This is a genomic window from Frigoribacterium sp. PvP054 (genome assembly GCF_040547465.1).
GTDB lineage: Bacteria > Actinomycetota > Actinomycetes > Actinomycetales > Microbacteriaceae > Frigoribacterium.
The window spans coordinates 400,392-413,406 of record NZ_JBEPPU010000001.1 but is presented as its reverse complement, the minus strand read 5'-3'; the positions used below and the strand labels follow the sequence as shown (position 1 = coordinate 413,406).

13 protein-coding genes are annotated in these 13,015 nt (G+C 72.4%); 3 read left to right on the top strand and 10 right to left on the bottom strand.

All coding sequences use genetic code 11. From position 1 onward, the window contains the following. Positions 1 to 7: 7 nt before the first annotated feature. From ribD to ABID81_RS01870, 5 genes are all read right to left on the bottom strand, one after another. Positions 8 to 1,009, bottom strand: a complete 1,002-nt coding sequence (gene ribD, locus ABID81_RS01890; RefSeq protein WP_354593314.1) for a bifunctional diaminohydroxyphosphoribosylaminopyrimidine deaminase/5-amino-6-(5-phosphoribosylamino)uracil reductase RibD — start codon at positions 1,007 to 1,009, stop codon at positions 8 to 10. A gap of 38 nt (positions 1,010 to 1,047) precedes the next feature. Then, positions 1,048 to 1,752, bottom strand: a complete 705-nt coding sequence (locus ABID81_RS01885; protein WP_354593144.1) for a GNAT family N-acetyltransferase — start codon at positions 1,750 to 1,752, stop codon at positions 1,048 to 1,050. Between the two features lie 2 nt (positions 1,753 to 1,754). After that, a complete protein-coding gene (gene trpS, locus ABID81_RS01880) occupies positions 1,755 to 2,759 on the bottom strand; it encodes a tryptophan--tRNA ligase (RefSeq protein ID WP_354593143.1) in 1,005 nt (334 codons plus the stop codon). An 87-nt stretch (positions 2,760 to 2,846) separates the two neighbouring features. After that, complete coding sequence (locus ABID81_RS01875) at positions 2,847 to 3,692, bottom strand: exodeoxyribonuclease III (RefSeq protein ID WP_354593142.1); 846 nt, start codon at positions 3,690 to 3,692, stop codon at positions 2,847 to 2,849. A 10-nt stretch (positions 3,693 to 3,702) separates the two neighbouring features. Next, the gene (locus ABID81_RS01870; RefSeq protein WP_354593141.1) at positions 3,703 to 4,863 is read right to left on the bottom strand and encodes a YihY/virulence factor BrkB family protein; all 1,161 of its coding nucleotides are present in this window, start codon (positions 4,861 to 4,863) and stop codon (positions 3,703 to 3,705) included. 174 nt (positions 4,864 to 5,037) lie between these two features. Between ABID81_RS01870 and ptsP the strand changes: the two genes are divergently transcribed. Beyond that, on the top strand, positions 5,038 to 6,687 hold the full coding sequence (gene ptsP, locus ABID81_RS01865; protein WP_354593140.1) for a phosphoenolpyruvate--protein phosphotransferase: 1,650 nt from the start codon (positions 5,038 to 5,040) through the stop codon (positions 6,685 to 6,687). A 171-nt stretch (positions 6,688 to 6,858) separates the two neighbouring features. Here the strand turns inward: ptsP and ABID81_RS01860 are convergent, their stop codons facing one another. Next, a complete protein-coding gene (locus ABID81_RS01860) occupies positions 6,859 to 7,602 on the bottom strand; it encodes a hypothetical protein (RefSeq protein ID WP_354593139.1) in 744 nt (247 codons plus the stop codon). A gap of 188 nt (positions 7,603 to 7,790) precedes the next feature. Here ABID81_RS01860 and ABID81_RS01855 point away from each other — a divergent pair, with 188 nt between their 5' ends. Both ABID81_RS01855 and ABID81_RS01850 read left to right on the top strand, forming a co-directional pair. Then, positions 7,791 to 8,906: a DUF6177 family protein gene (locus tag ABID81_RS01855; protein WP_354593138.1), complete on the top strand. Its 1,116-nt coding sequence runs from the start codon at positions 7,791 to 7,793 to the stop codon at positions 8,904 to 8,906. Continuing rightward, a complete protein-coding gene (locus ABID81_RS01850) occupies positions 8,906 to 9,253 on the top strand; it encodes a hypothetical protein (protein WP_354593137.1) in 348 nt (115 codons plus the stop codon). The genes ABID81_RS01855 and ABID81_RS01850 overlap by 1 nt, the downstream gene beginning before the upstream one ends. Positions 9,254 to 9,354: 101 nt before the next feature. Here ABID81_RS01850 and ABID81_RS01845 read toward each other — a convergent pair whose 3' ends face one another. From ABID81_RS01845 to sdhC, 4 genes are read right to left on the bottom strand one after another with little or no spacing between them, the layout of a single operon-like run. Beyond that, positions 9,355 to 10,110 carry a succinate dehydrogenase iron-sulfur subunit gene (locus ABID81_RS01845; protein WP_354593136.1) on the bottom strand — a complete coding sequence of 252 codons (756 nt, stop codon included), beginning with the start codon at positions 10,108 to 10,110 and terminating at the stop codon, positions 9,355 to 9,357. Position 10,111: 1 nt separating this feature from the next. Beyond that, a complete protein-coding gene (gene sdhA, locus ABID81_RS01840; RefSeq protein WP_354593135.1) occupies positions 10,112 to 11,920 on the bottom strand; it encodes a succinate dehydrogenase flavoprotein subunit in 1,809 nt (602 codons plus the stop codon). Positions 11,921 to 11,978: 58 nt separating this feature from the next. Further along, positions 11,979 to 12,428: a succinate dehydrogenase, hydrophobic membrane anchor protein gene (sdhD, locus tag ABID81_RS01835; protein ID WP_354593134.1), complete on the bottom strand. Its 450-nt coding sequence runs from the start codon at positions 12,426 to 12,428 to the stop codon at positions 11,979 to 11,981. A 4-nt stretch (positions 12,429 to 12,432) separates the two neighbouring features. Beyond that, positions 12,433 to 12,885: a succinate dehydrogenase, cytochrome b556 subunit gene (gene sdhC, locus ABID81_RS01830; protein ID WP_354593133.1), complete on the bottom strand. Its 453-nt coding sequence runs from the start codon at positions 12,883 to 12,885 to the stop codon at positions 12,433 to 12,435. Positions 12,886 to 13,015: the final 130 nt, after the last annotated feature.

Below are 13,015 nucleotides of genomic sequence, written 5' to 3'. Positions count from 1 at the left end.
GTGGTGGTCATGCGTGCCTCCTGGAGGTGTCGCGGGCGACGACCACGAGGTCGTCGCCGAGGGTGCGCGCCTCGGTGACGCGCAGTCGTCGTTGCCGGTCGATGTGGTCGACGCCGAGGTCGTCGAGGGCGGTGCGCGGGCCGCCCAGCAGGGTCGGTGCGAGGTAGACGAGGTAGTCGTCGACGAGTCCGAGTCGGACGAAGGCGCTCGCGACGGTCGGCCCGCCCTCGACGAACACGCTGCGGACTCCCCGGCTGCCCAGGTCGTCGAGGACGGCCTCGAGGTCGCGCGTGCCGGTCTCGACGAGGCCCCGCGGGTGCCTGCGGAGGGCCGCGTCGGCCGGGACGGCGCGGGTGCCGACGACGACGGGCAGGGGTTGCGCGGGCGACAGCTCGCCGGCGTCGCCCCGGGCGGTCAGGCTCGGGTCGTCGGCCAGCACGGTGCCCGTGCCCACGAGGATCGCGTCGTGGGCGGCCCGCCGTTCGTGGACGTGCTGACGGGCGGCCGTGCCGGTGATCCACCGGCTGCTGCCGTCGGCGGCGGCGGCTCGCCCGTCGAGGCTGGACGCCCACTTCAGGGTGACGAAGGGTCGGCCCGTGCGTGCCGTCACCAGCCAGCGGCGTGCCATCTCGGAGGCCTCGTCGGCGAGCACGCCGCCGATCACGTCGACGCCCGCCCGTCGGAGCCTCTCGGCGCCGCCGCCGGACGACGCGCCGGGGTCGTCGACGGCGTGCACCACCCGGGCGACGCCCGCCTCGATCAGGGCGACGCTGCAGGGACCGGTGCGGCCGACGTGGTCGCAGGGCTCGAGCGAGACCACGGCCGTCAGGCCGCGCGCCTCGCCGGGGGCCAGGTGGGACAGGGCGTCGACCTCGGCGTGGGGCGTGCCCGCGCCGCGGTGCCACCCCTCGGCCGCGGTGCTGCCGTCGGGGCGGAGGAGGACGCAGCCCACCTGGGGGTTGACGCCGCGCTCGGGCCCGCGGCGCGCGAGGACCACCGCTCGGCGCATCGTGCGCTCGAGCAGCTCGCGATCGGTCGCGTCGGTGCTCACGGTGCCTCCGGGAGGGAACGGTCACGCGCCAGGGCGTGCGGGTCGGGGGATGGTCTGCGGACGCCGTCTCCGGCGTCGCCGACGGACTCAACGCCGTCGGCGTCGCGGTATTCCGCCGGTCGGCCCGGACCGGCCGACCGGCCGCCCAGGTCGGGCCAGCCCGGTCGCGCCGACCGCTCGTCGCCGGGACGGAGCCGGGCCTTCCAGCAGAGGGGACGTCCGCCGTCGCGACCCGGGTGCAGGCCCGGGCCGACCCCCTGGTAGGTGAAGCCGACGTGCCGGGCCACGGCGGCGGAGGCGTCGTTGCCGACGTAGCCCTCCCAGAAGAGCTCTCGCAGTGCTCCGCCCTCGAAGGCCCAGTCGGCCACCAGGCTCAGCGCGCCGGTCATGAGGCCCCGGCCCCTCGAGGCCGGTGCCGTCCAGAAGCCGACGTCGGACGACCGCAGCCGCACGCTGATGATGCCTTCGAGCAGACCGGAGCCCGGTCGTCGCAGGCCCCAGGTGAACTCACGACCGGTGGCCCAGCCGTCGTCGACGATGCGCCGGAGGAAGAACTCGGCGTCCGACCGGTCGTACGGCACGGGGACCGTGGTGAACCGCCGCAGGGTCTCGTCCTGGCAGGCGTCGACGATCGCGGGCACGTCGGCCGCGCTCGGCGCCAGCAACTCGAGGGTCGGTGACGCGAGCACGAACGGCAGCACGGTCAGGCCTTGCGGACGAAGCCGATGCGGTCGTACACGGTGTCGATCGTGACCTGGGCGATCTCGTTCGCACGGTCGGCGTTGACCGCGAGGATGCGATCGAGCTCCGCCGGGTCGTCGAGCAGTTCGAGTGCCCGGGCGCGGACCGGCGCGAACGTCTCGACGACGGCTTCCGCCGTGTCTTTCTTCAGGTCGCCGTAGCCGCGGCCGACGTAGCGCTCCTCGAGGTCGGCGACGCTGTCGCCCGAGAACGACGAGAGGATCGTGAGCAGGTTCGAGACGCCCGCCTTCGAGCCGCGGTCGAAGCGGATCTCGCGCTCGGCGTCGGTGACGGCCGACTTGATCTTCTTGGCGGTGCGGCTCGGCTCGTCGAGCATCCACACGACGCCCGAGTCGGTCGTCGCCGACTTGCTCATCTTCGACTCGGGGGACTGGAGGTCGTAGATGCGCGCCGACTCTTTCTGGATCGTCGCCTCGGGCACGACGAACGTCTCGCCGAAGCGCGAGTTGAACCGGGTCGCGAGGTCGCGCGTCAGCTCGACGTGTTGTCGTTGGTCGTCACCGACCGGCACCGTCTCGGCCTGGTAGAGCAGGATGTCGGCGGCCATCAGCGTGGGGTAGGCGAAGAGGCCCAGCGAGGCCGCGTCGGAACCCTGCTTGGCCGCCTTGTCCTTGAACTGGGTCATGCGGCTGGCCTCGCCGAAGCCGGTCAGCGTGTTCAGCACCCAGGCCAGCTGGGTGTGGGCCGGCACGTGCGACTGGATGAACAGGGTCGACCGCGACGGGTCGATGCCCGCCGCGATGTACTGGGCGGCCGTCCCTCGGATCTGCGCCCGCAGCGCGGCAGGGTCTTGCGGGACGGTGATGGCGTGCAGGTCGACGACGCAGAAGAGGGCGTCGTGCGTGGTCTGCAGGGACTTCCACTGCTGGAGCGCACCGATGTAGTTGCCGACGTGGAGGGAGTCGGCGGACGGCTGCATTCCGGAGAAGAGGCGGGGCTTGGTCATGTGGTCCTCGGTGGGGTGGTGCGACACGGGGGAGGTGCGAGACAGGGGAGGTGCGAGGCGGGGCGGCGCAGGACGGGGAGGCGCGGTTCAGAGACGGTAGTCGACGACGACCGGCGCGTGGTCGGACCACCGCTGGTCGTAGGCGGCGGCGCGGTCGACGACGTAGTGCTCGACGGCGTCGGCGAGCGACGGGGTCGCGAGCTGGTAGTCGATGCGCCAACCGGTGTCGTTGTCGAAGGCCTGGCCTCGCCAGGACCACCACGAGTAGGGCCCCTCGACCTCGCCCGCGAACCGTCGGCCCACGTCGACCCAGCCGAGGCCCTCGCCGCCGGTGCCGTCGACGGTCTCGACCTGCTCGCCCGCCGGGCCGAGGAACCGGTCGAAGTACGACCGTTCGCGGGGCAGGAAGCCGGCGCGCTTGACGTTGCCCTTCCAGTTCTTGATGTCGAGCTCGCGGTGCCCGACGTTGAGGTCGCCGGTGACCACCGAGAGCTCGTTGTGCGCCGCGAGCTCGGGCAGCCTGGCCGACATCGCGTCGAGGAACTTCCACTTCTCGTCTTGCTTGGGGGTGTCGACCTCGCCCGAGTGGACGTACGTGCTGACCACGGTCACGACGGTGCCGTCGATCTCGTAGTCGGCCTCGAGCCAGCGGCCGGCGCTGTCGAAGTCGTCGGGGCCGAGCTCGACCCGGTGCACGTGGGCCTTGCCCCGGCTCGCGATCGCGACGCCGGCCCGGCCCTTGGCGGTCGCCGGGTCGTGCACGACGTTCCACTCGGGGCCGAGCAGGCCCTCGAGGTCGTCGGTGGACGCGCGGACCTCTTGCAGGGTGAGGACGTCGACGTCGCGTGCCGACAGCCAGTCGCCCATGCCCTTGCGGAACGCGGCGCGGACGCCGTTGACGTTGACGGTGGCGAGACGGAGGCGCGTGGACATGGGCTCCAGACTAGCGGCGGGCACCGTCACGGGGCTCGACCGGGAGGCCGGGGGGCGGGACGTCGGGCGGGTCGCCCGGGCGCACGGCCCGCAGCGACCGCGCGAGCAGGCCGCGGGCGCCGGTGACGAGACGGCCGCGACGCGACCGGGCCCGCGCCTCCTCGGCCAGGCGGTCCTCTTCGAGGCGGCGCAGGCGCTCGGCCTCCTGGTGGGGGTCGGCGTGCACGCCGAGGTCGTCCATGCCGACGGCGATCCAGCCCGCGCTGAGCAGCAGCACCTGGCAGAGCAGGTTGATGACGACCAGCAGGCCGACGATCGCCGCGAACGAGGCCACCAGGGGGTTCGACCCCGTGCTCCGCAGCACGACGCCTCCGACCAACGTCAGCGAGACGAAGCCGGCCGCCCCGATGACGGCCCCCGAGAGCAGTCGTCGGAAGGGGATGTGCAGCCCGGCCAGCACGCGGAAGAGCACGGCCAGCACGGCGGTCTCGAAGACGAAGACGAGCAGCACGCCGACCACGCGGAGGGTCGTCTCGCCGAGCAGCGACCGCACCGGGACGCCCACCCCGGACAGCAGGCCCGAGACCGCCGTGGTGCTCAGCAGCGAGAGCGTCGCCGACACGACGACGGCGGCTCCGAAGGCGAGCGCCAACCCGAGGTCGCGCACGATCAGCCGCCCCAGGGGCGTGACCGGCTGCGGTGCCCGGAACACGATGCGCACGCAGTCGCGCATGCTGCCGAGCAGCGTGATGGACGACACGAGCAGGCCGACGAGGGCCACGGCGCCGGTCCAGCCGAAGACCGACGCGTCGAGCAGCAGCCCGGGGTCGACGACGCCCGTGCCGTCGGCGTCCTGGATGAGGCCGGGGACGGCCGACCGGATGAAGACGATCAGCTCGTCGCGCAGCAGGACGTCGCCCGAGACGACGAAGCCCGCCACCGAGAAGCCCACCCAGAGCGCCGCGAAGAGCGCGAACAACGCCTGGTAGGTCAGCCCCGCCGCCAGCAGCGGCCCCTTCGACGTGACGTGCCGGGCCAGCACCCGGGTCGGTCGCGACCCCACGACGCGCGACCCGGCCCGACGGGCCCGCGCCGAGGGGCGGACGGCCGAGGAGGCGCGGGCCGCCTCGACCGGGTCGGGCGTCGGTCGTCGGGTCCACGGCGCGCGCATGCGTCCAGGGTACGGGGGCCGGTCCGTCCGCCGGGGCGTCCGGACCGACGCCGCGGCGACCCGCCTGATCGGCACGGACCGGACGCCCGGGCGATCCGTCTACGATGGACCGACCGTGAGCGTGCCCGGCGTCCTGCCGCACGTCTCCACCATCGAGACTCGAAGAGGTTCACCGTGGCACTACAGGGCGTTGGCGTCGGACGTGGAGTGGCCGTCGGCCCCGTCAAGAAGATGCCCGATCCGCTGCCCGAGCCGGGCACCGACCCCCGGACGGCCGACGCGGCCCTCGAGTACGACGGCGTGCTCAAGGCCCTGTCCGCGGTCGCGGCCGACCTCACCGCGCGGGGCGAGAAGGCCGGTGGCGAGGCCAAGGACGTCCTCGACGCGCAGTCGCTGATGGCCCAGGACCCCACCCTCACCGACGACGTGAAGGCCCGCATCGACGACGGCCGCACGGGCGAGCGCGCCGTGCACGAGGCGTTCGCCGCCTTCCAGGACCTCCTGATCGGCATGGGCGGCTACATGGCCGAGCGGGCGACCGACCTCGGCGACGTGGCGCAGCGCGTCATCGCCGCGCTGCGCGGCGTCCCGGCTCCCGGCGTGCCCGAGAGCGACACCCCGTTCGTGCTCGTCGCCCCCGACCTGGCGCCGGCCGACACCGCCCTGCTCGACCTCGACAAGGTGCTCGCCCTCGTCACCCGTGACGGCGGGCCCACCTCGCACACCGCCATCCTCGCCCGGTCGAAGTCCATCCCCGCGATCGTCGGCGTGACCGGCGCCCTCGACCTCGTCGACGGCACCGTGGTCGTCGCGGACGCCGCGAGCGGCGTCGTCACGGTCGACCCGTCGCCCGACGAGGTCGCCGAGGCCGAGAAGCGCATCGCCGACCGGGCGGCCGCGGCCGCGGCGCCCCTGACCGACGGCGCCCTCGCCGACGGCCACGCCGTCCCGCTCCTCGCGAACCTGGGAGCACCGGCCGAGGCCGCGGGGGCGATCGAACTGGGCGCCGAGGGCGTCGGCCTGTTCCGCACCGAGTTCCTCTTCCTCGGCAACTCGTCCGCGCCGACCGTCGAGAGCCAGACCAGCAGCTACACCGCGTTGCTCGAGGCCTTCCCCGGCAAGAAGGTGGTCGTGCGCGCCCTCGACGCCGGCGCCGACAAGCCGCTGAGCTTCCTGAACGACGCCCACGAGGAGAACCCGGCCCTGGGCCTGCGCGGCCTGCGGGCCCTCCGCGTCAAAGAGGACATCCTCCGCGACCAGCTGACCGCCCTCGCGGCGGCCCAGGCCGCGACGACCGCCGACCTCTGGGTCATGGCCCCGATGGTGAGCGACGCCGAGGAGACCGAGTACTTCGTCACGCTGGGCCGCGAGCTCGGGCTCAAGACGGTCGGCGTGATGGCCGAGGTGCCCTCGCTCGCCGTGCTCGCCGACCAGATCTTCGCGTCCGCCGACTTCGTCAGCGTCGGCACCAACGACCTCACGCAGTACACGATGGCGGCCGACCGCATGCTCGGGTCCGTGGCAGCCTACCAGGACCCGTGGCACCCCGCCGTCCTGCGCCTGGTGAAGTCCTTGGGCGACGCCGGGGCCGCGGCGGGCAAGCCCGTCGGCATCTGCGGCGAGGCGGCGGCCGACCCGCTGCTCGCCGTCGTGCTCGTCGGCCTCGGGGCGACGACCCTCTCGATGACGCCGGCCGCGCTCGCCGACGTGCGGCTCGAGTTGTCGCGCTACACGCTCGACCAGGCGCGCGAACTCGCGACCGCCGCCGTCGCGGCCACCACGGCAGCCGGGGCGCGGGCCGCGGCCGAGGCCGTCACCGTCTGAGCTGACGGGCGGGCCCGACACGGGCCCGTCCGGACCGGCGGGCCCGTTCGGACCGGCAGCCGCACCCGGATCGCCGGCGCCGCTCGCGTCGACGGGTCGGCTCCTGTCGGCGGTTCCGTTCCGGTCGCCGATCCGTCCTGGACGTCGACCCGTTCTGGTCGTCGGGCCGCGTCAGCGGCCCGAGACCTCGGCTCGCCGCTCGTCCAGGTGGTCGGCGAGTTCGCCCCACGCCACGACCGCGTCGCGGATCGCTCCGGCGGCGTCGTCGTCGAGCACCGACACGAGGCCGCGCGGGTCGTCGACCAGCACGAGCGTGCTCGACCGCGACAGGACCGCGTACGACGACGACCGGTCGCCGACGGGGGCGTTCGTGCCCCGCAGCTCGAGGTGCAGGCGGCCCGACGACCGCGTGAGGCGGGCCCGCACGGGGTCGCCGTCCGACGCGAAGAACTCGGCCAGCGCCTCCCGGTCGTCCGAGAGCACGTCGCGCTCCCAGCCGGTCTCGGCGAGCCGGGAGTCCGCTCCGGCGACCGACTGCCAGAGGACGACCGACCGCTCGGTCGGCGAGGCTCCGGGTCGCAGGCCGAACCGCGCCTCCAGGTTGTCGGCGACGGCGGCCGCGACCACGGCACGGTCGACCGACGGAGGCGGGTCGAGCCTCTCGACGACCACCGAGACGACGGCGTCCAGCTCGCGGGGCCAGGTCGAGACGCGGGTCTCGTCGAGCAGGCGGTCGTGCTCGCCCGAGACCAGGGCCTTCTCGACGAGCTCGTCGAGTCGGGCCAGGGCGCGCCCCGTCGCACGGTCGACGGCCGGACGCACCGGCGGCCGCGTCCGGAGGGCGGCGGAGAAGGCACGTCGACGTTCACGCTGGTCGACGGGCCGCTCGCCGTTGCGGTAGGGGCGACGCCTCACGAGATCGGCCGGGGGACGACCGCGAGGGGCCGTCGATCGAGACGTCGGACGTCGTCCATGGCGTGCCTCTCGGGGTCGGTGGCGATGACGGTGACCCAGCCTAGGCCGCTCGGGCCACCTCGGGCCGCGCACGTCCGAGTCCGCCGTGCATCCGGTCACGGCGGCCGAGCACGGAGGAGAATCGACGGGTGGGCACCCCTATCCGACACCCGTTGGTCGACGCGATCTCGTCGCGAGCGGTCCGTGTCGACAGCAGGGCCCGCGTCGTCCGGCTGAGCCGTCCGCTCGCCGACCTCCTCGGCCGACCCGCGACGGGGCGCCGGGTCGTGCTCGTCACGAGCGAGCGGTCACGACTGACCGTCGGCCTGCGGGCGGCCCTGGTGGCTGCCGGGGGAGTCTGGGTGGTCCACGACGACGCCGACCGCCTGCGCGACGGTCTGACCGGCGTGCCCTACGACGACGTCGACGCCGCGGCCGCCGAGGTCGACGCGTCGACCGTCGACGTCCCCGCCGCCGAGCGGCTGCCGGTCATCGCGGACGCCGTCGACACGACCCGTCAGTTGAGCGTCGACCTCACCGTGCTGCACCGCGCGTCGCACGACACGAGCCTGGGAGGCGCGCTCGAGACCCTGGCCGGGGCCGCCTCGGGCTCCGTCCCGACCCGGTGGGGCGCGACCGAGCCGCTCGTGCACGGCTGGGATCGATGGGTCCTCACGCAGCACGCACGCCATCAGGCGCCCGAGACGGTCCGCGTCGTGGTGGAGGGTCCGCACCTGTCGGCCACCATCACCGCACGCGTCACCGACCACGGCATCGAGGAGACGACCGCCGTGACGGTCGACGTGGTCGACGGGTCCCTCGACGACGCCATCGCCCGCCTGACCGACGCCCTCGCCGAGATCGCCGGCTCGTCGCTGCCGACCTTCGCCCTCGTCATCGCCCGAGAGGGCGAGTCCGACCGGTGCGTCCGTGCCGTCACGTACCCGCCGCCGAACCCGGTCGCACTGCTGATCGGCGCCCCGTCCGTCCGCCGCCTCGGGCTCGAGCGATCCACGCTGGACGCCGAACGCCCCGTCGTCGTCGTCGGCCGCCCGCGTCTGCCCGCCTACGTGGTCCCACTCGGCGACGCCGGCACCTCGGGCTGGAACGCCCTGCATCGCACCCTCGAGGTCGTGGGACCCGAGCGGCTCGCCCAGCTCGTCGCCAGCCCGTTGCTGCAGGCCTGGGAGGAAGACCTCCACGAACTCGACCTCCTGCACGAGAGCTCGCTCGAGGGTGACGGCCCCGCCGAGGACGAGGCCTGATGCCGCGCGACATCACCATCCTGAGCCCGCACGTCTACGACCAGCTCGACCTCGTCACCGCGGCCCGCGCCGTGGACGACTCGCTCGGCGTGCGCGAGATCGACGGCGGCGACGCCCTCCAGGTGTTCGCGGCGGGCGGGGTGCCCCTGCTCACCGTGTACCAAGCGGCCGAGCTGACCGACGCGGGCGAGATCGGCCGTCTGCTGCCCGACCCGCCCACGGTGCGCCTCCCGGTCTTCTGGATCGACGCCGTCGCCCCGATGGGAGACGAGGGTGAGGCCGGCGTCTCGGTCGCGCTCCGCCTCGCGCTGGGCCTCGAGGCCGCGTGCATCGTCGAGGACGACTGACGCGTCGCCGGCACCCGAGCCGGCACGCACGAGGGCCCGACCACCGTGGTGGTCGGGCCCTCGTGCGTGAGCCGGTCGCCCGGGAAGCCGGTCGCCCGGGCTCAGGCGCGTCCGCGCAGCACGGCCTGCTTGACCTCGGCGATGGCCTGGGTCACCTGGATGCCACGGGGGCACGCCTCGGTGCAGTTGAAGGTGGTCCGGCAGCGCCAGACGCCCTCTTTGTCGTTGAGGATGTCGAGCCGCACCTGGGCCCCCTCGTCGCGCGAGTCGAAGATGAAGCGGTGGGCGTTCACGATAGCGGCGGGGCCGAAGTACTGGCCGTCGGTCCAGAAGACCGGGCAGCTCGAGGTGCACGCCGCGCAGAGGATGCACTTCGTGGTGTCGTCGAAGCGCTCCCGCTGCGTGGCGCTCTGCAGGCGCTCCTTCTCAGGCTTCGACGACGCCATCAGGAACGGCTGGATCTCGCGGTACGACTGGAAGAAGGGCTCCATGTCGACGACGAGGTCCTTCTCGAGGGGCAGGCCCTTGATGGCCTCGACGTAGATCGGCTGCGAGATGTCGAGGTCCTTGATCAGCGTCTTGCAGGCCAGGCGGTTGCGGCCGTTGATGCGCATGGCGTCCGAGCCGCAGACGCCGTGGGCGCACGAGCGGCGGAACGTCAACGAGCCGTCCTGCTCCCACTTGATCTGGTGCAGGGCGTCGAGCACGCGGTCGGTCGGCAGCACCTGGACGTCGAAGTCCTGCCAGCGGGGCTCGTCGTCGACCTCGGGGTCGAAGCGTCGGATGATCAGGGTGGCCGTGAACGTGGGGACGGCGTCGGAGCCCTGGGGCGCGTTCTCGAGGACAGCGGTGCTCATGTTAGTACTTCCGTTCCATCGGCTGGTAGTTCGTGATCACGACGGGCTTGGTGTCGAGGCGGATGTGGTCGCCGGCCAGCGACGAGTGCGCGTCGCCGGTCAGGTACGCCATCGTGTGGACGAGCCAGTTGGCGTCGTCGCGGGTGGGGTGGTCCTCACGGAAGTGTCCGCCCCGGCTCTCCTGCCGCGACCTCGCCGAGTAGACGACGACCTCGGCCAGGTCGAGGAGGAAGCCCAGCTCGATGGCCTCGAGGAGGTCGGTGTTGAAGCGCTTGCCCTTGTCCTGCACCGAGATGTTCTTGAACCGCTCGCGCAGGTCGGCGATGACGTGGGTGACCTCGTCGAGGGTTTCTTCGGTGCGGAACACCTGGGCGTTGCGGTCCATGCTGTCCTGCAGCTCTTTCCGCAGCGTCGCGATGCGCTCGGTGCCGGTCGCGTTGCGGACGTCCTCGACGAGGCCGCGGACGAAGGCGGCCGGGTCGTCGGGGAGCGGCACGAAGGGGGCGTCCTTGACGAACTCGACGGCGTTGTTGCCGGCACGCTTGCCGAAGACGTTGATGTCGAGCAGCGAGTTGGTGCCGAGGCGGTTCGAGCCGTGCACGCTGACGCAGGCGCACTCGCCGGCGGCGTAGAGGCCCGGCACGACGGTGGTGTTGTCGCGGAGCACCTCGGCCTTGACGTTGGTGGGGATGCCGCCCATGGCGTAGTGGGCCGTCGGCAGCACGGGCACCGGTTCGGTGTAGGGCTCGACGCCGAGGTAGGTGCGGGCGAACTCGGTGATGTCGGGCAGCTTCGCGTCGATCACGGCCGGGTCGAGGTGCGTGATGTCGAGGTAGACGTAGTCCTTGTGCGGACCGGCCCCCCGGCCCTCGCGGATCTCGGTCGCCATGCAGCGGGCGACGATGTCGCGCGGTGCGAGGTCCTTGATGGTGGGAGCGTAGCGCTCCATGAAGCGCTCGCCCTCGCTGTTGCGAAGGATCGCTCCCTCGCCGCGTGCGGCCTCGCTGAGCAGGATGCCGAGACCGGCCAGGCCGGTCGGGTGGAACTGGAAGAACTCCATGTCCTCGAGCGGCAGGCCCTTGCGCCAGATGATGCCCACGCCGTCGCCGGTCAGGGTGTGCGCGTTCGACGTCGTCTTGTAGATCTTGCCGAAGCCGCCGGTGGCGAAGATGACGGCCTTGCCCTGGAACACGTGCAGGTCGCCGGTCGAGAGCTCGTAGGCGATGACGCCGGCGGGGCGTTCTTCGCCGTCGATCTCGCCCATGATCAGGTCGAGCACGTAGAACTCGTTGAAGAAGTTGATGCCGTGCTTGACGCAGTTCTGGTACAGCGTCTGCAGGATCATGTGACCGGTGCGGTCGGCCGCGTAGCAAGCGCGACGGACGGGGTTCTTGCCGTGTTCGGCCGTGTGCCCGCCGAAGCGGCGCTGGTCGATCTTGCCCTCGGGCGTGCGGTTGAACGGCAGGCCCATGTTCTCGAGGTCGAGGACGGCGTCGATCGCCTCCTTCGCCAGGATCTCGGCCGCGTCCTGGTCGACGAGGTAGTCGCCGCCCTTGACGGTGTCGAAGGTGTGCCACTCCCAGTTGTCGTCCTCGACGTTCGCGAGGGCCGCCGCCATGCCGCCCTGGGCCGCACCGGTGTGCGAACGGGTCGGGTACAGCTTCGAGATCACCGCGGTGCTGGCGTTCGGGCCGGCCTCGATGGCCGCCCGCATGCCCGCACCCCCGGCCCCGACGATGACGATGTCGTGCTGGTGGTAGTGGACGCCGTCGACGACGGTGCTGGCGGAGGCGGGGGAGGGTGTGGTCACGGTTCTTTCCGGTGGGGGACGTGCGGCCGGAGGCCGGGGCGGGCGGTGGGCCGGGTGGCTAGCCGGCGGTGCAGAACGACGGCAGCAGGTCGGCCGGGGCGTTCGCGGGGCACGGGTCGAACGTGTAGATCACGAGCGTCCCGAGCACGAGCAGGACGACCGTCGACACGAGCAGCGTGACGAGCAGCACCTTGCGGACGGTGGGCTTCGAGACGTAGTCGTTGACGATCGTGCGCATGCCGTTGGTGCCGTGGATCAACGCCAGCCAGAGCAGCAGGGTGTCGTACACCTGCCAGAAGGGGCTGGCCCACTTGCCGGCGACGAAGGCGAAGTCGATGGCCTTGACGCCGCCCTCGCTCGCGAGCAGGTTGATGAAGAGGTGGCCGAAGACGAGCACGACGAGCAACAGCCCGCTGGCGCGCATGTAGATCCAGCCCCACTTCTCGTAGTTGGTGGAGCGCTGGGCCGTGCGGGCCGAGCGCGGGGCTTCGACGGTCTGGGTGGTCATGGTCCTACTCCGAGAAGACGTTCATCAGGTGGCGGGGCGCGAAGCCGGCGAACAGGACCACGGCGAGGCCGATGACGACCCAGAACATCACGCGCTGGTACTTCGTGCCCGGGCCCCAGAAGTCGATCAGGATGATGCGCAGGCCGTTCAGGGCGTGGAACAGGATCGCCGCCACGAGGCCGGTCTCGCCGAGCCCCATGATCGGGTTCTTGTAGGTGCCGATCACCGCGTTGTAGGCCTCGGGGCTGATGCGCACGAGGGCGGTGTCGAGGATGTGCACGAGCAGGAAGAAGTAGATGCTCACGCCGGTGATGCGGTGCAGCACCCACGACCACATGCCCTCGCGACCGCGGTACAGGGTGCCCGCGATCTTGCCGGGCGCCTTGGGCGCGCTGATCTTCGGCGCATCCGGTCTGCCTGCCGGTGATGCGACCGTTCCCGTCGACTGCTCGGCCATGAGCACTTCTCCTCGCGGATGGGGCGGACGACGCTCTCACTCGGTCGGTACGAGGGACAGCCGTGTCCGCTGGTGGCGTTCTCAGAACCCGTTCAGTCTACGGTCCCGTCGAGTCGGGCCGCGGCCCCGC

Coding starts and splice junctions, on each gene's coding strand:
- ribD (WP_354593314.1), bottom strand. CDS start 1,009: ATGCGCCGAGCGGTGGTCCTCGCGCGCCGCGGGCCCGAGCGCGGCGTC.
- trpS (WP_354593143.1), bottom strand. CDS start 2,759: ATGACCAAGCCCCGCCTCTTCTCCGGAATGCAGCCGTCCGCCGACTCC.
- ABID81_RS01875 (WP_354593142.1), bottom strand. CDS start 3,692: ATGTCCACGCGCCTCCGTCTCGCCACCGTCAACGTCAACGGCGTCCGC.
- ABID81_RS01870 (WP_354593141.1), bottom strand. CDS start 4,863: ATGCGCGCGCCGTGGACCCGACGACCGACGCCCGACCCGGTCGAGGCG.
- ABID81_RS01850 (WP_354593137.1), top strand. CDS start 8,906: ATGCCGCGCGACATCACCATCCTGAGCCCGCACGTCTACGACCAGCTC.
- ABID81_RS01845 (WP_354593136.1), bottom strand. CDS start 10,110: ATGAGCACCGCTGTCCTCGAGAACGCGCCCCAGGGCTCCGACGCCGTC.
- sdhD (WP_354593134.1), bottom strand. CDS start 12,428: ATGACCACCCAGACCGTCGAAGCCCCGCGCTCGGCCCGCACGGCCCAG.
- sdhC (WP_354593133.1), bottom strand. CDS start 12,885: ATGGCCGAGCAGTCGACGGGAACGGTCGCATCACCGGCAGGCAGACCG.